Source organism: Microlunatus capsulatus (assembly GCF_017876495.1).
GTDB lineage: Bacteria > Actinomycetota > Actinomycetes > Propionibacteriales > Propionibacteriaceae > Microlunatus > Microlunatus capsulatus.
In genome coordinates this window covers 1,113,135-1,130,973 of sequence record NZ_JAGIOB010000001.1, presented here as the reverse complement: position 1 = coordinate 1,130,973, position 17,839 = coordinate 1,113,135, and the positions used below count along the sequence as shown (strand labels likewise).

Below are 17,839 nucleotides of genomic sequence, written 5' to 3'. Positions count from 1 at the left end.
CAGGTTGCGCGCCTCGTCGGTGGCCGTCGCACCCCGTCCGCCGTTGTAGGGTCAGACCACTTCCAGTCCGACGCCCCTCCCCGGCACAGCTGACGCTGGTCTCCCGGGGGGGTGGCCGCACCCACGAGGTGGACGTTGACCATCCCCAGCACCTTCAAGAAGACGATGGCGGTGCTCGCCTCCCTGGCCACCGTCACCGCCCTCGCGTCCTGCGCGCAGAGCGAGCGCGACGCCGGCTCCGACACCAGCGCCGACGCGGGCAGCAACGCCACGTTCGTGTTCGCCGCGTCCTCCGACCCGGTCATGCTCGACCCGGCCATGGCCAGCGACGGCGAGACCTTCCGCATCTCCCGGCAGATCTTCGAGGGCCTCGTCGGGGCCAAGCCCGGCACCACCGACGTCGAGCCGCTGCTCGCGACGAAGTGGACCCCCTCGGAGGACGGCAAGACCTACACCTTCGACCTGCGGGAGGGCGTGAAGTTCTCCGACGGCACCGACTTCAACGGCGAGGCCGTCTGCGCCAACTTCGACCGCTGGTACAACTGGACCGGCGTCAACCAGTCCGAGAACATCAGCTACTACTACAACTCGCTGTTCAAGGGCTTCAAGAGCGGCAAGACCGGCGGCATCTACGACAGCTGCGAGGCGCCCAGCGCCACCCAGGCCGTCGTCACGCTGAACAAGCCCTTCGCCGGGTTCGTGCAGGCGATGACCCTGCCCGCGTTCTCGATGCAGAGCCCCGAGGCGCTGACGCAGTACAACGCCGACAAGACCGAGGGCACCGACACCGACCCGCGGTTCTCCGAGTACGCGACGGCGCACCCCACGGGCACCGGCCCCTACCTGTTCGACACCTGGGACCGCGGCCAGCAGGTCACGCTCAAGGCCAACCCCGACTACTGGGGCGAGAAGGCCAAGACGGCGACCGTGATCGTGCGGACGATCAGCGACGCCAAGGCCCGCACCCAGGAGCTGCAGGCCGGCAACATCGACGGCTACGACCTCGTCGGCCCCGCCGACGTGCAGCCGCTGAAGGACGACGGCTTCCAGATCGTCAACCGGCCGGCCTTCAACATCCTGTACCTGGGCATGAACCAGAAGAACAAGGCCCTGCAGGACGTCCGCGTGCGCCAGGCCATCACCTACGCGATCGACCGGGCCGCCGTGGTCAAGTCCTCGCTGCCGGAGGGCTCCGAGCCGGCCATCGAGTTCATCCCGCCGACGGTCGAGGGCTACAACGACCAGGTCGAGGCCTACCCCTACGACCTGGACAAGGCCAAGCAGCTGCTGGCCGATGCCGGGCAGTCCGACCTCGAGCTGAAGTTCGCCTACCCGACCGGGGTCTCCCGGCCCTACATGCCGGCCCCCGAGGACACCTTCGCGGTGATCAAGAGCCAGCTGGAGAAGGCCGGCATCAAGGTCACGCCGGTGGCGGCCAAGTGGAGCCCGGACTACCTCGACATGATCCAGGGCGACGCGGGGGTCGACAAGCACGACATCCACCTGCTCGGCTGGACCGGCGACTACAACGACCCGGACAACTTCCTCGGCGTCTTCTTCGGCCGCAAGTCCTCCGAGTGGGGCTTCGACAACCAGAAGCTGTTCAAGGACCTGGCAGCGGCCCGCGAGCTGCCGACGCGGGAGGAGCAGATCCCGGCGTACTCCGCCATCAACTCCGAGATCGCCGACTACGCCCCGGGCGTCCCGCTGGCCCACCCCGCCCCGTCGCTGGCCTTCGCGCCCGGCGTCCAGGGCTTCGTGGCCAGCCCCGTCCAGGACGAGGTGTGGAACAACGTCACCGTCAGCAAGTGACCGGCGGCCCGCCTCGACCCCGCGCGGGTCGGGGCGGGCCGGCGCGGTGACCGGGGGGTCCGGCCCGTGCTGAGGTTCACGATCCGTCGTCTGCTGCTGCTGGTCCCGGTGCTGTTCGGGCTCAGCGTGCTGCTCTTCGCCTGGGTGCGGGCGCTGCCCGGCGACCCCGCCCGGGCGCTGCTGGCCGAGAAGGCCACCCCGGAGGCCATCGCCGCCGTCAACGCCCAGTACGGCTTCGACAAGCCGCTGGTCACGCAGTACCTGACCTACACGGGCCGGCTGCTGCAGGGCGACTTCGGCAACTCCCCGCGCACCGGCCTGCCGGTGCTGGGCACGTTCTTCGAGCGCTTCCCGGCCACCGTCGAGCTGAGCGTGGCGGCGCTGCTGTTCGCCGTCGTCCTCGGCATCCCGGTCGGCTACCTGGCCGCCACCCGCGCGGGCGGCTGGCTGGACCGCGTCTTCGTGGCCGGCTCGCTGCTGGGCGTGGTGGTGCCGGTGTTCGTGCTGGCCTACCTGCTCAAGATCGTCTTCGCGGTCGGGCTGCCCGGCCCGCTCGGCGTGCTCGCGGTGCTGCCCACGTCAGGCCGCCAGGACCCCCGCATCGACGCCACCCACGTGACGAACTTCTACGTGCTCGACGGCCTGCTGACCCGGGAGTGGGACGCGTCCTGGAACGCCCTCACCCACCTGGTGCTGCCGGGCATCGCGCTGGGCTGCATCCCGCTGGCGATCATCGTCCGGATGACGCGGGCGTCGGTGATCGACGTGCTCAACGAGGACTACGTCCGCACCGCCCGCTCCAAGGGCCTGGCCCGCGGGCTGATCACCCGCCGGCACGTGCTGCGCAACGCCATGCTCCCGGTCACCACGACGATCGGCCTGCAGACCGGGGCGCTGCTGGCCGGGGCGGTGCTGACGGAGTCGGTGTTCGCCTTCAACGGCATCGGCTCGTACCTCTTCGACGCCATCAGCGGGCTGGACTTCGCCGTGCTGCAGGGCTTCATCCTCTTCATCGCCGTCATCTACGCGCTCATCAACCTCGTCGTGGACCTCCTCTACGGCGTCATCGACCCGCGGCTGCGTGCCGCGTGAGGGGGACCCGGTGACCGCGCTCGACACGCTGCAGCCCGAGCGGCCGCAGGCGCTGGCCCAGCTGATGGGCGACGGCGGGGCCGACGACCGCGGCACCAGCCTGTGGCGGGGCGCCTTCCAGCGGCTGCGCCGCAACCCGAGCGCCGTCGTCGGTGCCGTCATCGTGGCCCTGTTCGTCCTGGTGGCGGTGTTCGCCCCGCTGCTCACCCCGTACCGGGCCGCCAGCACCGAGTGGATCGAGCAGGTGACGCCCAGCAGCGTCCCCGGTCGCTCCGCGGAGCACCTGCTGGGGCTGGACCCCTTCGGCTCCGACCTGCTCACCCAGCTGCTCTACGGCGCCCGGGCCTCGCTGGTCATCGGGGTCGTCTCCACCGCCCTCGGGCTGCTGGGCGGGGCGGTGCTCGGCACCCTGGCCGGCGGCCTCGGCGGCTGGGTCGACACCGTCGTCATGCGGGTCGTCGACATCCTGCTGTCCATCCCGTCGCTGCTGCTCGCGGTGAGCATCGCCGCGGTGCTGGGGCAGCGGCCCAGCGCGATCATGATCGCCATCGGCGCCGCGCAGGTGCCGATCTTCGCCCGCCTGCTGCGCGGCTCGATGCTGGCCCAGCGCGGCCAGGACTACGTGCTGGCCTCGGTGTCGCTGGGGCTGAGGAAGCGCACCATCGTCATGAGCCACGTGCTGCCCAACTCCCTCGGCCCGGTCATCGTCCAGGCGACGCTGACGCTGGCCACGGCGATCATCGAGGTCGCCGCCCTGTCCTACCTGGGGCTGGGCGCACCCGATCCGGCCACCGCCGAGTGGGGCCGGATGCTCGTCAAGGCCCAGGACCGGCTGCAGAGCGACCCGCACCTGGCGCTGCTGCCCGGCGTCTGCATCGCGATCACCGCCCTGGGATTCACGCTCTTCGGCGAGGCGCTGCGCGAGGCGCTGGACCCGAAGTCGAGGAGATGAGATGACCACGTCCAGCACGGGCGTCCAGGACCGCACCCTGGTCCGCCGCTCGGCCCGCGGGCCGGTCGACCGCAACGAGGTGCTGCTGCAGGTCGAGGACCTGCGGGTCACCTTCCAGCGCCGCGGCGGCCCGGCCACCCGCGCCGTCGACGGCGTCTCGTTCGCCGTCCGGCCCGGCGAGGTCGTCGGGATCGTGGGGGAGTCCGGCAGCGGCAAGTCCGTCACCTCGATGGCGGTGATGGGACTGCTGCCCACCCGCGGCGTCCAGGTCAGCGGCAAGGCGCTCTACCGCGGCCGCGACCTGCTCACCCTGCCGCCCGCCGAGCTGTCCGACCTGCGCGGCCGCGAGCTGGCGATGGTCTTCCAGGACCCGATGAGCTCGCTCAACCCCGTCGTGCCGGTCGGCACCCAGGTCACCGAGGTGCTGCGGCGGCACCAGGACATCAGCCGGTCCGACGCCCGGGACGAGGCCGAGGACCTGCTCCGGCGCTGCGGCATCCCCGACCCGGGCCGCCGGCTCAAGGAGTACCCGCACCAGCTCTCCGGCGGCATGCGGCAGCGCGCGCTGATCGCCATCGCCCTGGCCTGCAAGCCGGCCCTGCTGATCTGCGACGAGCCGACGACGGCGCTCGACGTCACCATCCAGGCCCAGGTGCTCGAGCTGCTCAAGGAGCTCGTGAACGACCTGGGGACGGCGATGGTGATGATCACCCACGACCTCGGCGTCGTCGCCGGGCTGTGCGACGTCGTCAACGTGATGTACGCCGGCCGGGTCGTGGAGTCCGCGCCGCGGCGGGAGCTGTTCGGGCACCCGCGGCACCGCTACACCGAGGGCCTGCTGAGCTCGATCCCGCGGCTGGACGCGCCTCGCGGCGAGCCGCTGCGGCCGATCCCCGGCACCCCGCGCGACGTGCTGGGCTGGGACCAGGGCTGCGCCTTCGCGCCCCGCTGCCGGCACGCCGCCGACGACTGCGTCGTCCCCGACCTGCCGCTGGAGCCGATGGGCCGGCTGGGCCACCAGGTGCGCTGCGTGCACCCGGCCCCGGAGGACCCGGCGCCCGTGGGGACCGAGCTGTCCGGACCAGCTGGGGCCGGGGCACCGGAGACGTCGGACAGCTCGGCTGCGGACCGGGAGGAGCGACGGTGAACGACCCGCTGCTGCAGGTGTCCGGGCTGAAGGTGCACTTCCCGATCAAGCGCGGGCTGGTCTTCGACCGGACGGTGGGCCACGTCCGCGCCGTCGACGGCGTCGACCTGACGGTCCAGCGCGGCCAGACCTACGGGCTGGTGGGGGAGTCCGGCTGCGGGAAGTCCACGCTCGGCCGGGCGATCCTGCGGCTGGAGGAGCCGACCGAGGGCCAGGTGCTGTTCGACGGGCAGGACCTGCGGGCACTGGGCGCCGAGCCGCTGCGCAAGATGCGCCGCCGGATGCAGATGGTCTTCCAGGACCCGCTGTCCAGCCTCGACCCGCGGGCCTCGGTCGAGAGCCTGCTCACCGAGCCGCTGACCGTGCACGGGCTGTCGGAGGCCGACCGGGAGCAGTTCGGCCGCGACTCCGCCAAGAGCCACGCGGCCAAGGCGTCCTCGATGCTCGACGTCGTCGGCCTGCCCGGCTCGGCGCTGGCCAAGTACCCGCACGAGTTCTCCGGGGGCCAGCGGCAGCGGATCGGCATCGCCCGGGCGATGATCCTCAACCCCGAGCTGGTCATCGCCGACGAGCCCGTCAGCGCCCTCGACGTCTCGGTGCAGGCGCAGGTCATCAACCTGCTGGAGGGCCTGCAGGACCTGCTGGGCCTCACCTACCTGGTGATCGCGCACGACCTGGCCGTCGTCCGGCACATCAGCGACGTCATCGGCGTCATGTACCTCGGCACCGTCGTCGAGCAGGCCGACAGCGACGACCTCTACGCCGAGCCGTTGCACCCGTACACGATCGCGCTGATGTCGGCGATCCCCATCCCCGACCCCGACGTCGAGGACCGGCGCGAGCGCATCCTGCTCCGCGGGGACCTGCCGAGCCCGGCCGACCCGCCCTCGGGCTGCCGGTTCCACACCCGCTGCCCGTTCCGGCAGGCCACCCGGTGCGACACGGAGGTGCCGGCGCTCCGCCCCGTCGAGGGCGCGGCCGGCCGGCTGGTCGCCTGCCACTGGGCCGAGGAGATCCGCAGCGGGGCCGTGCACGTCGCCGACCCGACGCTGCTGGTCGAGCCGGACGTCCCCGCGCCGGCCGCCCGGGCCTGACCGTGCTGTCCGTCGACCGGTACGACTCCCCGGTCGGGGTCCTCGGGGTGCTGGGCGGGCCCGCCGGGCTGCGGGAGCTGGGCTGGGGCTTGGTGACGCGCGGCGCCGCGACCGAGCCGGACGCCTGCGTCCAGCAGGTCGTCGGCCAGCTGCGCGAGTACTTCGCCGGACACCGGCAGCACTTCGACGTGCCCCTGGACCTGCCCCCGCTGGAGCCGGCGACGCGCGCCGTGCTGGCGGCCCTGCAGACGGTCCCGTACGGCACGACCATCACCTACGGCGAGCTCGCGTCCCGCAGCGGCACCGGCCTGCCCGCCCGGGCCATCGGCTCGATCATGGGCGCCAACCCGGTCCCGCTGGTCATCCCGTGCCACCGCGTCGTCGCCGGCGACGGCCTCGGCGGCTACTCCGGCGGCGAGCCCGGCCAGGGCGTGGCCACCAAGCGCTGGCTGCTCGAGCTCGAGGGCGCGCTGCCCCCGACCCTGCTCTGACCGACGGGCGCCGCGAGTCGACCGGGCCGTCGACGTCCGGGCGGTGCCGGCGCTAGAGGTAGAAGCCCTGCAGCTTGGGGTCGTCCGGCGGGGCCTCGGTGGGCAGGTCGGCGGCGACCAGGGTGCGGATGTCCTCGACGGTGGGCTCGACCAGGTCGACGAGGCGCTCGGCCTGGATGGAGACGGCCTCCTCGAAGACGTTGCGGACGAAGCGGCCGTTGCCGAACCCGGGCGGGTGCGGGGCTGGAATCAGCGCGCGGACCCGCTCCTCGACGCCGGGCCCGATCTCGAAGCCGGCCTGGGCGGCCGTCAGCTCGAAGATGGCGTACAGCTCGTCGTCGTCGTAGTCGTCGAAGGTCAGCGTCTTGGGGAACCGCGACGCCAGGCCCGGGTTGGAGGACAGGAAGCGCTGCATCTCCCGCGGGTAGCCGGCGACGATGACGACGACCTCCTCGCGGCGGTCCTCCATCAGCTTGAGCAGCGTCGAGACGGCCTCGACGCCGAAGTCGCGGTGCGAGTCGTGCGGGATCAGGGCGTAGGCCTCGTCGATGAACAGCACGCCGCCGGACGCCTTGTTGAACATCTTGCGGACCTTCGGGGAGGTCTGCCCGATGTACTGGCCGACGAGGTCGACGCGGCTGGCCTCGACCAGGTGCCCGTTGGAGAGCGTCCCCAGCTGGGCGTAGATGCGGGCGAGCAGCCGCGCGACGGTGGTCTTGGCGGTGCCGGGGTTGCCGACGAACACCATGTGCCGGGAGCGGTGCCGGTCGGGCATCCCGGCCTGGGCGCGCAGCTGGTCGGCCTTGGCCTCGGCCACCAGCCGGCGGACCTGCTCCTTGATCGGGGCCAGCCCGACGAGCGCGGCCAGCTCGCCCTGCGGGTCGCCGATCTCGACCTCGGGGACGCCGGTGTCCTCGTCGAGGTCCTCCTCCTCGGCCTCCGACCCCAGCGGTCGCGGGACCCGGGCGACGGGCGCCGGCCGGGCGGGCGGCGGCACGCTGCCGAACGCCTTGACCATCGGGTTGGCCGCCGGCTTGAAGGTGAACAGCTCCTCGACGTCGGTGACGAAGCCGATCGTGTCCGGCGCGGCCGACGGCGTGGGCGGACCGGGCAGCCCGGCCACCACCCGCGAGACCTGCGCGGCCATCGACAGCCAGGCCCGGCACGCGTCGATCTCGCCGGTCAGCAGCGTGCGGGCCAGCCAGCCCCGGTTGGCCTGCAGCCACTCGGCGGAGTCGAAGCCGTGCGATCGGACCTCGAAGGCCTCGCTGATCTCCTCGAAGCGCTGGGAGCCGACGGCGACGGCCAGGCCGGCGGGCAGGGTGTCGACGTTGTCGCAGAGCGCCATCGACGCGACGACCTCGGGCAGCGTCTCGGCCCGGCTGGTGACGCGGCTGAGGTGGTCGTGCGCGGCCTGCAGGCCCTCGTAGGACCAGGACAGGGCGGCGCCCCAGCCGCCGATCTCGGGCAGCACCTCCTGCTCGGCCTCGGTCATCAGCTGGTGGCGCCACATCCGGGCCACCTCGGGGAAGGCGGCGCTGGTGTGGAAGTCGCGGAGCTCGCGGGTGGTCAGGACGCGCTCGTAGATCCCCAGCAGCGCCTCGGCCCGCGGCCGCAGCGGGCCGATCTCGGCCAGGAAGCGCACGCACTCCTGGGACAGCTCCAGCGCCCCGCGCCGGGCGGCCGGGTCGTTGCCCGCGTACTTGTAGAGGAACAGCGGCCACTCGCAGTCGGTCATGTACCAGTTGCGGGCCACCATCGGCTCACGCCGCTGGGTGGGGGAAAGGTACTCGTCGACCAGCTGCTCGGGGAACTGCGCGAACTCCCCGGCGAAGATGGCGACGTAGCCGCCCAGGGACATGGCCAGGTTCTGCAGGAAGGGCGCGACGTCGCGGGTGCTCTCGGGCCAGCTCGTCCAGTTCTGGGTGGCGCCGGCGCGCGGGTCCTCGACGAGCTCGCGGACGCGGCTGCGGGCGTGGTCCCACCAGCCGGCGGGGATGGGCCAGGGCTGGGCGGAGCCGACGACGTCGATGTACTGGCGCCCCGACATCAGCACCGCCAGGTGCTCTGGCAACACCAACCGTGTCAACGTCCCGCTCCTGTCCCCGAAAAACGCCCCCGTCTCCCGACGGCGCCCCCCGCTCCCGGGTAGCACCCATCCTTCCATCCCCGGACCGGCCCGCGGGACAGGATCGGGTCCGGCTGTGGACAGAGCCGGACCGCCGGCTGTGGACCGGGCCGGTGAGCGCCTCCCCGGCCAGCCGCGGCGGGGCGAGCGGGAGGTGTCCGGGCCCTCCGTCGGCCGGGTCCCGGAGGGCCTCGCCGCGCTAGGTTGGGGCCCGTGACCGTGCTCGAGCAGACCACCCGCGCCCGCGCGGCGGCCCTCGCGCTGGCCGGGGCCACGCGGGCCGCGAAGGACGCCGGCCTGCACGCCATGGCCGACGCCCTGAACGAGGCCGGGACGGCCGTCCTCGAGGCCAACGCCGCCGACGTGGCCCGGGCCGAGGCCGCCGGCACCAGCGCCGCGCTCGTCGACCGGCTCCGGCTCACCCCCGACCGCGTCGCCGGGATGGTCGACGGCCTGCGCCAGGTCGCCGCGCTGCCCGACCCGGTCGGCGACGTCGTCCGCGGGTGGACCAACCCGGACGGCGTCCAGGTGCGCCAGCTGCGCGTCCCCTTCGGGGTGGTCGGCATCATCTACGAGGCCCGCCCCAACGTCACCGCCGACGCCGCCGGGCTCTGCCTCAAGTCCGGCAACGCCTCGCTGCTGCGCGGCTCCAGCTCGGCCGCGGAGTCCAACCGCGCCGTCGTCGACGCGCTGCGCGCCGGCCTGGTCGAGGCCGGGCTGCCCGCCGACGCCGTCCAGCTGGTCCCGGGGCCGCGCGCCGTCACCGACGAGCTGATGGCGGCGCGGGGGCAGGTCGACGTCCTCATCCCGCGCGGCGGCGCCGGCCTCATCGAGCACGTCGTGCGGCACGCCCAGGTGCCCGTCATCGAGACCGGGGTCGGCAACTGCCACCTCGTCGTCGACGCGAGCGCCGACCCGGCGATGGCCCTGGAGATCCTGCTCAACGCCAAGGTCCAGCGCCCCTCGGTCTGCAACGCCGTCGAGACGCTGCTGGTGCACGCCGACGCCGCCGCGACCTTCCTGCCGCTCGCCCTGCCGGCGCTGGCCGCGGCCGGGGTCACCGTCCACGGCGACGCGCGGGTGGCCACCTACGGCGACGTGGTGCCGGCGACCGAGGAGGACTGGGGGACCGAGTACCTCTCCCTCGACCTCGCCGCCGCCGTCGTCGACGACCTCGACGCCGCGCTGGCCCACGTCCGCCGCTGGAGCACCGGGCACAGCGAGACGATCGTCACCGGGTCGCAGCGCTCGGCGGCCCGGTTCACCGCCGAGGTCGACGCCGCCGCAGTGCTGGTCAACGCCTCCAGCCGCTTCGTCGACGGCGGCGAGCTGGGCTTCGGCGCCGAGATCGGCATCTCCACCCAGAAGCTGCACGCGCGCGGGCCGATGGGGCTGGCCGAGATGACGTCGACGAAGTACGTCGTCACGGGGTCGGGCCAGACGCGCCGCTGACCACGGGGCACGCCGGCCGACCGGTAGGCTGCGCCCATGACCTTCGGACTCACCCTGATGGAGACCGAGCTGCCGCTCCCGCCCATCGTCTTCGGCCTGATCGCGTTCGGCCTGCTCGTCACCCTGCTGGCGATCACCGTCGTGCTGGGCAACGGGCGTCCGCACAGCTAGGTGAGCTCCTCGCACCCGTCGCTGCCCCGCGCCACCGGGCTCGCCCGCACCCGCGGCGAGGACCCGAACCACCGGCACCGGCTCGGGGTGATGGGTGGCACCTTCGACCCCATCCACCACGGCCACCTGGTCGCCGCCAGCGAGGTGGCCAGCCGTTTCGGCCTGGACGAGGTCGTCTTCGTGCCCACGGGGCAGCCCTGGCAGAAGGCCGACCGCGAGGTGTCCTCGGCCGAGGACCGCTACCTGATGACCGTCATCGCGACGGCGTCCAACCCGCGCTTCACCGTGAGCCGGGTCGACGTCGAGCGGGACGGCCCCACCTACACCGTCGACACCCTGGCCGACCTGCGCGCCGAGCGCGGGGAGGACGTCGACCTCTACTTCATCACCGGTGCCGACGCGCTCACCCAGATCCTCACCTGGCGCAACTCGGACCGGCTGTTCGACCTCGCGCACTTCGTCGGGTGCACCCGGCCCGGGGTCGAGCTCGACACCACCGTCATCGACCAGCTGCCGCGCGACCGCGTCACCGTGATGGAGATCCCGGCCCTGGCCATCTCCTCCACCGCGTGCCGCAAGCGCGTGGCCGAGCAGGAGCCGACGTGGTACCTGGTGCCCGACGGCATCGTGCAGTACATCGCCAAGCGCGGGCTCTACCGCCCGTGAGGACCGATCCCGGTCCACCGACAGGAAGAAGATCGTGACAGCTACCGACCGTGCCCTGGAGCTCACCCGGGCGGCCGCCGAGGCCGCCGTGGACAAGCTCGGCACCGACCTCATCGCCTACGACGTCTCCGACCAGCTCGCCATCACCGACGTGTTCCTCGTCGTGACCGCGACGAACGAGCGCCAGGTCGGCGCCGTCGTCGACGGCGTCGAGGAGGCCCTGCGCGCCCTCGACGCCAAGCCCGTGCGGCGCGAGGGCGACCGCGAGCAGCGCTGGGTGCTGCTGGACTACCTCGACGTCGTGGTGCACGTCCAGCACAGCGACGAGCGCAAGTTCTACGCCCTCGAGCGGCTCTGGAGCGACTGCCCCGTGATCCCGCTCGGGCTCGACGAGCGCCGGTGACCGCCGCCCGCCTCGTCGTCTGGCGGCACGGCCGCACCCCCTGGAACGTCGAGAACCGGTTCCAGGGCCAGGCCGACATCGGGCTCGACGACGTCGGCCGCGGCCAGGCGGCCCGCGCCGCCGTCGCGCTCGCCGCGCTGGAGCCCGCCGTGCTGTGGTCCAGCGACCTCAGCCGCGCCCGCGACACCGCCGGCGAGCTCGCCGACCTCACCGGTCTCCCGGTGACGACCGACCGCCGGCTGCGCGAGATCCACGTCGGCAGCTGGGAGGGCCTGCTGGGCTCCGACGTCGAGCGCGTCGACCCCGAGGCCTCCGCCCGGCTGCGCGCCGGCGAGGACGTCCGCCGCTCGGCGACGGGGGAGAGCCCCCGCGAGGTCGGCGTCCGCGTCGCGGCCGCCCTGCGCGAGCTGGCCGAGGCCGCTCCCGACGGCAGCACCGTCGTCGCGGCCAGCCACGGCCTGGCCGGCCGCGCCGGCGTCGCCGAGCTCGTCGGCCTGCCGCCCGAGCACTGGCGGCTCCTCGGCGGGCTCACCAACTGCGCGTGGGTGAGCGTCGACCGGCACCGCTCGGGCCGCTACTGGCGGATCGAGCAGTACAACGTCACCGCCCCGGACCCGACCGACCCGCTCGAGGAGCGGGCCGATTTCGCGACCAAGGCGACGGCAGGCTAGTATTTCGGGGTCGTCAGGGGCACCGGCCGCAAGGCCCGGAGGCTCCGGGGGACACCCGCGAGGGGCTTTGGCGCAGTTGGTAGCGCGCTTCCATGGCATGGAAGAGGTCAGGGGTTCGAATCCCCTAAGCTCCACCCTCATCACCGCTGGACACAGCGATATCTCCTTCTCCGGGCCCCCTCTGGGCTCACCGGCACCCCGGGTCTCGTCGGGTTCCGGTGGTCGCCTCCCTTGCTAGGGTCACCGCGTGCTCCGGCCCTGGTCACCGCCCTCGACGCTCGTCGTCGGAGTGGCCTTCCTGGTGGCTGGCGGTCTGGGCGGCTGCACGTCACCCGAGGGCCCAGCCGGTGCGCCGGGTGGGGGCGCGCCGCTCCCGACGTCCAGTGCGCGCGGGCCGTGCGACCTGTTCGTCGGTCCCAGCTGTGGCCCGACCCCGACGGCCACGGGTTCTCCCTCACCCGGCAGCCGCGACGTGACGGGTCGGTGGAAGGGCACCTACACCTGTGGTCAGGGCCTGACCGGCTTCGACCTGGACATCTCCGACGAGGGCGGCGGGTCGGTGTCAGCGGTGTTCAGCTTCGGGCCCGTCGCGAGCAACCCCGGGGTCCCGAACGGCAGCTACGCGATGACGGGCCGGCTCGAGCCGCGGTCGCTGACCCTGACCCCGGAGGCCTGGATCGAGAAGCCGTCGGGGTACGTGATGGTCGGGCTGGTGGCCGAGCTGCCGGGTGAGGATCCCGACGTCCTGTCCGGGACCGTGACGAGCCCGGTCTGCACGACGTTCCGCGTCACCCGCTGACACCCGGATCCAGCTCGCCTGACCTCCGCGGCCGGGCTGCGGCCGGGAGGTCAGGTGCACCGGAGGTCCTCAGGGAGCCACGGTGAAGCCGAACCGGTTGCCCACCTGGGTCCCCTTCAGGTAGCTGACCGGTCTGCCGCCGCCGGGGAGCCCGACGAGCACGGCGCCGGTCGAGGCGTCCTCGCCGGGGATGCCGACCGAGGACCGGGTGGCCCCGGTGGCCGGCGAACCGCCCAGCGAGGCGCCCAGCCGGTCACCGGGCTCGACGGTGCCGGGCACGCCCGCGCTGCTCTGCGTCCAGCCCTTGCCGGTGCCGATCGTCTGCACCATCCCGGCATCGCGCACGGTGCCGACGTCCTCCCCGGGGGCGCCCACCAGGTAGACGGTCGAGGAGCCGTACCGCGCGCTGGAGACCGCGGCGCCGAGCTGGTCGCCGGCTTCCACCGACCCGGCCATCCCTGCGGAGTCCTGGTGCACGGTCCGGGCCGCGCCGCTGACCTCCAGGTCGGGGGAGATGCGCGCGACGGTCACGGAGCCGGCGTCGGCGGCCTCGCCGACGTCCTCCCCGGGTGCACCCGCCAGCACGGTCGGCCGCTGACCGGCCGGACCGGGCACGACGTGCACCGACGCCCCGAACCGGTCGCCCTTCTCCGGGGAGCCCGGCACCCCCGCGCTGGCCTGGCTCAGCACCAGGGCGTTGGGGTCGTCAGGGCCGCCGTCCACGAGGTCGACCAGCACGGCGCCGGCCCCGGCCTGACCACGCGTCGGGAAGCCCGGCATGCCCATCGCCACCACGCCGTCGGCCACCGACAGGGACGAGCCCAGAGCGGCTCGCGGGGTGGGCTCGTCGGTCAGGGGCTCGCCGAGCCGGGTGAGCTCCGTCTCGTGGGCGAGGGGGTCGTCCTCGGCGTCGACCCAGAACGACGTCACCTGCCCCGTGTCGGGGAACCCGCCGAGGTCGGTGCCCGGGGCCCCCACGAACAGCCGTGCCGGGCTCGGACCGGTCGTGCCGGCCGGCCGCTGCTCGGCCGCCAGGGCCGCACCGAAACGGGCGCCCGACTGGGCTGTGCCCTGCACGCCCCGGGCCTGGGGTGCGAAGCTCCCGCGCAGCACGAACCGCTGCGCGGCCGCGTCCCAGGCGTACACGTGGACGGCTCCGCTCCGCCGCAGGCCGGCGCGGGTGCTCTCGTCGGGGCTGCCGACGACCAGCTGGCTGCAGAGCTCGTCGTCGCCCGCACCCGCGTACGAGCTCACGGACGTGACCGCCGTACCAAACCCCGGGGCGCCGGTCACCGTGGTGGTGATCGGCTCGCCCTCGTTGCTGAGCCGCACCTGCACCGCGCCGTTGCGACCGGCTCCACCCGGCACCCCCACGGCCACGTCCGGCGTGCCGTCGCGGTCGAAGTCGGAGCTGCTCGTCGAGCACCCGGACGCGGCCGAGGCGGGTGGGGCGGTCCACAGCAGGCTGGTGGCGGCCAACCCCACGGCGGCCACGATCACCCGGTTCGTGCGTCGGACTCTTCGCATGGCTGGTCTCCCTCGGTGTCACGGGTCGGTGGTCCTTCTACGCACCAGGAGGGCGAGAGGTTGCATCCCGGACATCCTCGCGCCGGAATGCGGGGAACTCGTCGACGGGGCAGCACGAGCCGGCGGCCCCGGGGAGGGTGGGCGTGGCCCGCCGTCACCGGGCTCGCGGGGCCGCGCGTTCAGCGGCGAGGACGCGGGAGCGCCCGTCGGGGTGCGGCTCGAGGGAGGTGACGGTCCGCGCGGCCCGGCTCTGGCCGTCGAGGACGGCGAAGGTGTCCCGGGCCAGGCGGCGGATCTCGTCCCGGTCGGTCGACGGGGCGGATCGACTGGATCGGGAACGAGGCGACGACCCGCACCCGGCGGCTCCCAGGAGGGTCCGTAGGGTCGGCTCATGCACACACGCGCACTCGGCAACGACACCGTCGGCCGCGTCGAGGTCGGGGCGGTCGGGCTCGGCCTGATGACGTTCGACCAGACCGGCCACCAGCCCCGCGAGCAGCTGCTCGACACCGTCCGCGCCGCGCTCGACGCCGGCGTCACCCTCTTCGACACCGCCGACGCCTACGGGCCCGGCCAGGAGCTGGGTCCGGACGCCCAGGGCGAGAACGAGAAGCTCATCGCCTCGATCCTCGACGAGCTCGGCGTCCGCGACCGCGTGCTCCTGGCCACGAAGGGCGGTGCCTTCCGCACGGAGGGCGGCGGCTGGGACCACGACGGGCGGCCCGAGCACCTGTACCGGGCGGTCGACGCCAGCCTGTCGCGGCTCGGCGTCGAGCAGATCGCGCTGTGGCAGCATCACCGCCCCGACCCGGAGGTCGACTACGCCGAGACCATCGGCGCGCTGACCGAGATCGCGGCCAGCGGCAAGGTGGCGATGATCGGGCTGTCCAACGCCGACCCCGGCCAGATCCGGGCGGCGCACGAGGCGCTGGGCGACAGCCTGGTCAGCGTGCAGAACCAGTTCAGCCCGAAGTTCCGCAGCAGCCGGCCCGAGATCGACGTCTGCACCGAGCTGGGCCTGGCCTTCCTGCCCTGGAGCCCGCTCGGCGGGCTGTCGGACGCCAAGGAGCTGGCCACCCACCACCCGGCCTTCCAGCAGGTGGCGCAGGCCCGCGGCGTGAGCGCCCAGCAGGTGGCGCTGGCCTGGGAGCTGGCCCAGTCGCCCGTGGTCATCCCGATCCCGGGCGCCAAGCGGCCGCAGTCGATCCTCGACTCCGCCGCGGCCGCTGACCTCGAGCTGACGCCGGAGGAGCTGACCGCGCTCGACCAGGAGTGACCCCGGACGCCCGGGGGGCCTCCGGGTGTCCCGGTCGAGCCCGGGGGGACGAGGGCGGCTCAGCGCGTTCGGAGCCGGCCGGTCGGCGTCCGCGAGCACGCGGTGGGCCCGCTCCGGCGGGAGCTGCCGTCGTTCAGCGCCACCGGTCGTCGGCGACCGGGCTCAGCGCTGTGGAGGGGTACCAGGCGGTGAGCAGCCAGTGCGGTCGGACGACGGCGACCTGGGCCTCCCACCGGCCGTCCTGGCTGCGCCGCCAGTCGAGGACGAGGCCGGGATGCCGCCCGCCGCCGCCGAGGTCGACCCAGACGTGGCGACGTCGCCGGCCCTCAGCCTCCATCGGCGGGTGTGGGGTCGCGGACACCGACGACGCGGTCGCCGCTGACCCACTCCACGAGGAGGGCCGTGCCCTGCGGGCAGGCGGCGACCAGGCAGATCCAGGGAGAGGCGCCGGCGTGGCGGACGGGGGCCGGAGCCCACCCCATGACCACCGCCGGCACCGGGTCACCGAAGCCCGCGGAGCCCTGCACCCAGACGTGCCGGAGGTCCGGCTCCTGCGGCTGGGTGGACACGGTCACACCCTAACCCTCATTCGAACAGGCGTTCGAGTGCTGGGCGTTCTGCTGACCCGTGCCGACCGCTACGGCTGCTCCGGGCTGTCACGGGGATCCCGCGGGCCGGGGAGAGGGTCCCGCCGTCAGTCCCGCCGGGGCGGGCGCAGCCCGTCGAGCACCACGCGCAGGAGGACCCGGCCCGGCGGGCTGTCGGCGGGGACCCCCGCGCTGCGCACGGCGTGCGCCAGCCCGCACACGAGCAGCAGGACCCCGGCGGCGTCGACGTCCGCCCGCAGGTCGCCCCGCTCCCGGGTGCGGGCCATGAGCTCCGCCAGGTCGGTGATCAGGGCGTCGCGCGTCCGGGTCGTCTGCTCCAGCGCCGGTTCGGCGCGCGCCGTCACCCTCTCGAAGAGGGCGTCGTCGGCGAGCAGCCGGAAGTGCGCCGTCAGCACCTGCTCGAGCTGCCCGGGACCGGCGGCGCGGAGGAGGGCGGCGAGCTCGTCGAACCGCTCCGCGACCACGGCCTCCTCCAGCTCGTCCACGCTCGCGAAGTGCCGGTAGACCGTCCCCACCCCCACGTCGGCGGCGCGGGCGACGGCGTTCAGCGCCAGACCCTCTCCGGCGGCCGCTCGTCCGCGGGCCGCCTCGACGATGTGCGCGCGGTTGCGTGCGGCGTCCCTGCGCTGGCCGTCCATCCCCGCACTCTAACCGGATCAGGCATCCGGATCACGCTAGGCTCTTCTCGGATAGATCATCCGCTTCATCGAGAGGACCCGCATGACCCACCCGTCACGTCCCGTCGCCGTCATCACCGGAGCCAGCTCGGGCATCGGCGAGCAGTTCGCCCGCCGCTACGCCCGGGAGGGGTACGACCTCGTGCTCGTCGCCCGGTCGGGCGCCGTCCTGGAGGCCCTCGCGGCCGAGCTGGCCAGGGCGCACCGGGTGGCCGTCGAGGTGCACCCCGCCGACCTCACCCGGGAGGCGGACGTCACCGCCCTGGCTGAGGCGCTGGTGGGCGGGCTGCCGCGGGTCGACCACGTCGTCAACTGCGCCGGCGTCGCGCCGGAGGGCGACCTGCACCGGGCCGAGGAGCAGGCGCTGCGGCAGCTGGTCGACCTCAACGTCACCGCGCTCACCCTGCTGACGCGGGCGGCGGTGGTCCGGATGCGCGCGCAGGGCCACGGGACGATCGTCAACATCGCCAGTGCGGCCGGGTACCAGCCCGTGCCGCACCTCGCGGCCTACGCGGCCTCGAAGTCCTACGTCCGGATGTTCACCGAGGCGCTGTCGGAGGAGAACCGGAGCGCTGGCCTGCGCATCCTCGCCGTCTCCCCGGGGGACACCCTCACGCCGATGAACCCCGGTGCCAGCGGGAGGAAGCGCACGCCGGAGCAGGTCGTCGACACGGCCTGGCGGGGACTGGCGGGCTCGGCGCCCTCCCTCGTCGACGGTCGGGCGAACAGCCTCCTGGCCGCCGCCGCGTCGCGCGTCCTCCCCACGCGCCTCGCGCTGCGGACCGCCGAGCGGATGATGCGTCACAAGGGCTGAGCCGCGCGGCGGGCGCTCGGCGGGGCCGACCGGGGATCCCGCTGGACGGCGCGGCCATG

The 17,839-nt window shown here is 73.8% G+C and carries 19 protein-coding genes and 1 tRNA gene; 15 read left to right on the top strand and 5 right to left on the bottom strand.

What is annotated here, in order from left to right; all coding sequences use genetic code 11:
- Positions 1 to 135: 135 nt before the first annotated feature.
- The 6 genes from JOF54_RS05255 to JOF54_RS05230 all read left to right on the top strand — a co-directional run bounded on the left by JOF54_RS05255 (position 136) and on the right by JOF54_RS05230 (position 6,588).
- Positions 136 to 1,812 carry an ABC transporter substrate-binding protein gene (locus JOF54_RS05255; protein WP_245357976.1) on the top strand — a complete coding sequence of 559 codons (1,677 nt, stop codon included), beginning with the start codon at positions 136 to 138 and terminating at the stop codon, positions 1,810 to 1,812.
- A gap of 66 nt (positions 1,813 to 1,878) precedes the next feature.
- Positions 1,879 to 2,904, top strand: coding sequence for an ABC transporter permease (locus JOF54_RS05250; protein ID WP_210053638.1), 1,026 nt, complete (start codon positions 1,879 to 1,881; stop codon positions 2,902 to 2,904).
- A gap of 10 nt (positions 2,905 to 2,914) precedes the next feature.
- Complete coding sequence (locus JOF54_RS05245; RefSeq protein ID WP_307803854.1) at positions 2,915 to 3,856, top strand: ABC transporter permease; 942 nt, start codon at positions 2,915 to 2,917, stop codon at positions 3,854 to 3,856.
- A gap of 1 nt (position 3,857) precedes the next feature.
- On the top strand, positions 3,858 to 5,003 hold the full coding sequence (locus tag JOF54_RS05240) for an ABC transporter ATP-binding protein (RefSeq protein WP_210053636.1): 1,146 nt from the start codon (positions 3,858 to 3,860) through the stop codon (positions 5,001 to 5,003).
- The gene (locus JOF54_RS05235) at positions 5,000 to 6,097 is read left to right on the top strand and encodes an ABC transporter ATP-binding protein (RefSeq protein WP_210053634.1); all 1,098 of its coding nucleotides are present in this window, start codon (positions 5,000 to 5,002) and stop codon (positions 6,095 to 6,097) included. Before JOF54_RS05240 ends, JOF54_RS05235 begins: the two co-directional genes overlap by 4 nt.
- Before the next feature lie 2 nt (positions 6,098 to 6,099).
- Positions 6,100 to 6,588, top strand: a complete 489-nt coding sequence (locus JOF54_RS05230) for a methylated-DNA--[protein]-cysteine S-methyltransferase (protein ID WP_210053632.1) — start codon at positions 6,100 to 6,102, stop codon at positions 6,586 to 6,588.
- A 52-nt stretch (positions 6,589 to 6,640) separates the two neighbouring features.
- Here the strand turns inward: JOF54_RS05230 and JOF54_RS05225 are convergent, their stop codons facing one another.
- Positions 6,641 to 8,665 (bottom strand): AAA family ATPase, encoded by a 2,025-nt coding sequence (locus JOF54_RS05225; protein WP_210053630.1) that lies wholly within the window; start codon positions 8,663 to 8,665, stop codon positions 6,641 to 6,643.
- Positions 8,666 to 8,929: 264 nt separating this feature from the next.
- Between JOF54_RS05225 and JOF54_RS05220 the strand changes: the two genes are divergently transcribed.
- The 7 genes from JOF54_RS05220 to JOF54_RS05195 all read left to right on the top strand — a co-directional run bounded on the left by JOF54_RS05220 (position 8,930) and on the right by JOF54_RS05195 (position 12,878).
- Complete coding sequence (locus JOF54_RS05220; RefSeq protein WP_210053628.1) at positions 8,930 to 10,168, top strand: glutamate-5-semialdehyde dehydrogenase; 1,239 nt, start codon at positions 8,930 to 8,932, stop codon at positions 10,166 to 10,168.
- 36 nt (positions 10,169 to 10,204) lie between these two features.
- Positions 10,205 to 10,339 carry a hypothetical protein gene (locus JOF54_RS21390; RefSeq protein WP_281073326.1) on the top strand — a complete coding sequence of 45 codons (135 nt, stop codon included), beginning with the start codon at positions 10,205 to 10,207 and terminating at the stop codon, positions 10,337 to 10,339.
- Between the two features lie 21 nt (positions 10,340 to 10,360).
- A complete protein-coding gene (gene nadD, locus JOF54_RS05215; RefSeq protein ID WP_245359046.1) occupies positions 10,361 to 11,005 on the top strand; it encodes a nicotinate-nucleotide adenylyltransferase in 645 nt (214 codons plus the stop codon).
- Positions 11,006 to 11,039: 34 nt separating this feature from the next.
- Complete coding sequence (gene rsfS / locus JOF54_RS05210) at positions 11,040 to 11,408, top strand: ribosome silencing factor (RefSeq protein WP_210053626.1); 369 nt, start codon at positions 11,040 to 11,042, stop codon at positions 11,406 to 11,408.
- Positions 11,405 to 12,079 carry a histidine phosphatase family protein gene (locus JOF54_RS05205; protein ID WP_210053624.1) on the top strand — a complete coding sequence of 225 codons (675 nt, stop codon included), beginning with the start codon at positions 11,405 to 11,407 and terminating at the stop codon, positions 12,077 to 12,079. The genes rsfS and JOF54_RS05205 overlap by 4 nt, the downstream gene beginning before the upstream one ends.
- Before the next feature lie 61 nt (positions 12,080 to 12,140).
- Positions 12,141 to 12,213: transfer RNA gene (locus JOF54_RS05200), tRNA-Ala, on the top strand.
- 338 nt (positions 12,214 to 12,551) lie between these two features.
- Entirely contained in the window at positions 12,552 to 12,878 is a 327-nt protein-coding gene (locus JOF54_RS05195; RefSeq protein WP_210053623.1) for a hypothetical protein, read from the top strand.
- Between the two features lie 69 nt (positions 12,879 to 12,947).
- Here the strand turns inward: JOF54_RS05195 and JOF54_RS05190 are convergent, their stop codons facing one another.
- Entirely contained in the window at positions 12,948 to 14,405 is a 1,458-nt protein-coding gene (locus JOF54_RS05190; protein ID WP_210053621.1) for an FG-GAP repeat protein, read from the bottom strand.
- Positions 14,406 to 14,796: 391 nt separating this feature from the next.
- Between JOF54_RS05190 and JOF54_RS05185 the strand changes: the two genes are divergently transcribed.
- Positions 14,797 to 15,681 (top strand): aldo/keto reductase, encoded by an 885-nt coding sequence (locus JOF54_RS05185; protein WP_210053619.1) that lies wholly within the window; start codon positions 14,797 to 14,799, stop codon positions 15,679 to 15,681.
- Between the two features lie 133 nt (positions 15,682 to 15,814).
- Here the strand turns inward: JOF54_RS05185 and JOF54_RS05180 are convergent, their stop codons facing one another.
- The 3 genes from JOF54_RS05180 to JOF54_RS05170 form a co-directional block, all read right to left on the bottom strand.
- Positions 15,815 to 16,018: a hypothetical protein gene (locus tag JOF54_RS05180; protein WP_210053616.1), complete on the bottom strand. Its 204-nt coding sequence runs from the start codon at positions 16,016 to 16,018 to the stop codon at positions 15,815 to 15,817.
- A complete protein-coding gene (locus tag JOF54_RS05175; RefSeq protein ID WP_210053615.1) occupies positions 16,008 to 16,250 on the bottom strand; it encodes a hypothetical protein in 243 nt (80 codons plus the stop codon). The genes JOF54_RS05180 and JOF54_RS05175 overlap by 11 nt, the downstream gene beginning before the upstream one ends.
- Positions 16,251 to 16,375: 125 nt before the next feature.
- Positions 16,376 to 16,927 carry a TetR/AcrR family transcriptional regulator gene (locus JOF54_RS05170; RefSeq protein ID WP_210053613.1) on the bottom strand — a complete coding sequence of 184 codons (552 nt, stop codon included), beginning with the start codon at positions 16,925 to 16,927 and terminating at the stop codon, positions 16,376 to 16,378.
- Between the two features lie 82 nt (positions 16,928 to 17,009).
- Here JOF54_RS05170 and JOF54_RS05165 point away from each other — a divergent pair, with 82 nt between their 5' ends.
- A complete protein-coding gene (locus tag JOF54_RS05165) occupies positions 17,010 to 17,780 on the top strand; it encodes an SDR family NAD(P)-dependent oxidoreductase (protein WP_210053611.1) in 771 nt (256 codons plus the stop codon).
- Positions 17,781 to 17,839 lie beyond the last annotated feature (59 nt).

Excerpts from the sequence above, each read along its gene's own strand:
- JOF54_RS05170 (WP_210053613.1), bottom strand. The coding sequence starts at position 16,927 with ATGGACGGCCAGCGCAGGGACGCCGCACGCAACCGCGCGCACATCGTC.
- JOF54_RS05185 (WP_210053619.1), top strand. The coding sequence starts at position 14,797 with ATGCACACACGCGCACTCGGCAACGACACCGTCGGCCGCGTCGAGGTC.
- JOF54_RS05190 (WP_210053621.1), bottom strand. The coding sequence starts at position 14,405 with ATGCGAAGAGTCCGACGCACGAACCGGGTGATCGTGGCCGCCGTGGGG.
- JOF54_RS21390 (WP_281073326.1), top strand. The coding sequence starts at position 10,205 with ATGACCTTCGGACTCACCCTGATGGAGACCGAGCTGCCGCTCCCGCCC.
- JOF54_RS05165 (WP_210053611.1), top strand. The coding sequence starts at position 17,010 with ATGACCCACCCGTCACGTCCCGTCGCCGTCATCACCGGAGCCAGCTCG.
- JOF54_RS05240 (WP_210053636.1), top strand. The coding sequence starts at position 3,858 with ATGACCACGTCCAGCACGGGCGTCCAGGACCGCACCCTGGTCCGCCGC.
- JOF54_RS05180 (WP_210053616.1), bottom strand. The coding sequence starts at position 16,018 with ATGGAGGCTGAGGGCCGGCGACGTCGCCACGTCTGGGTCGACCTCGGC.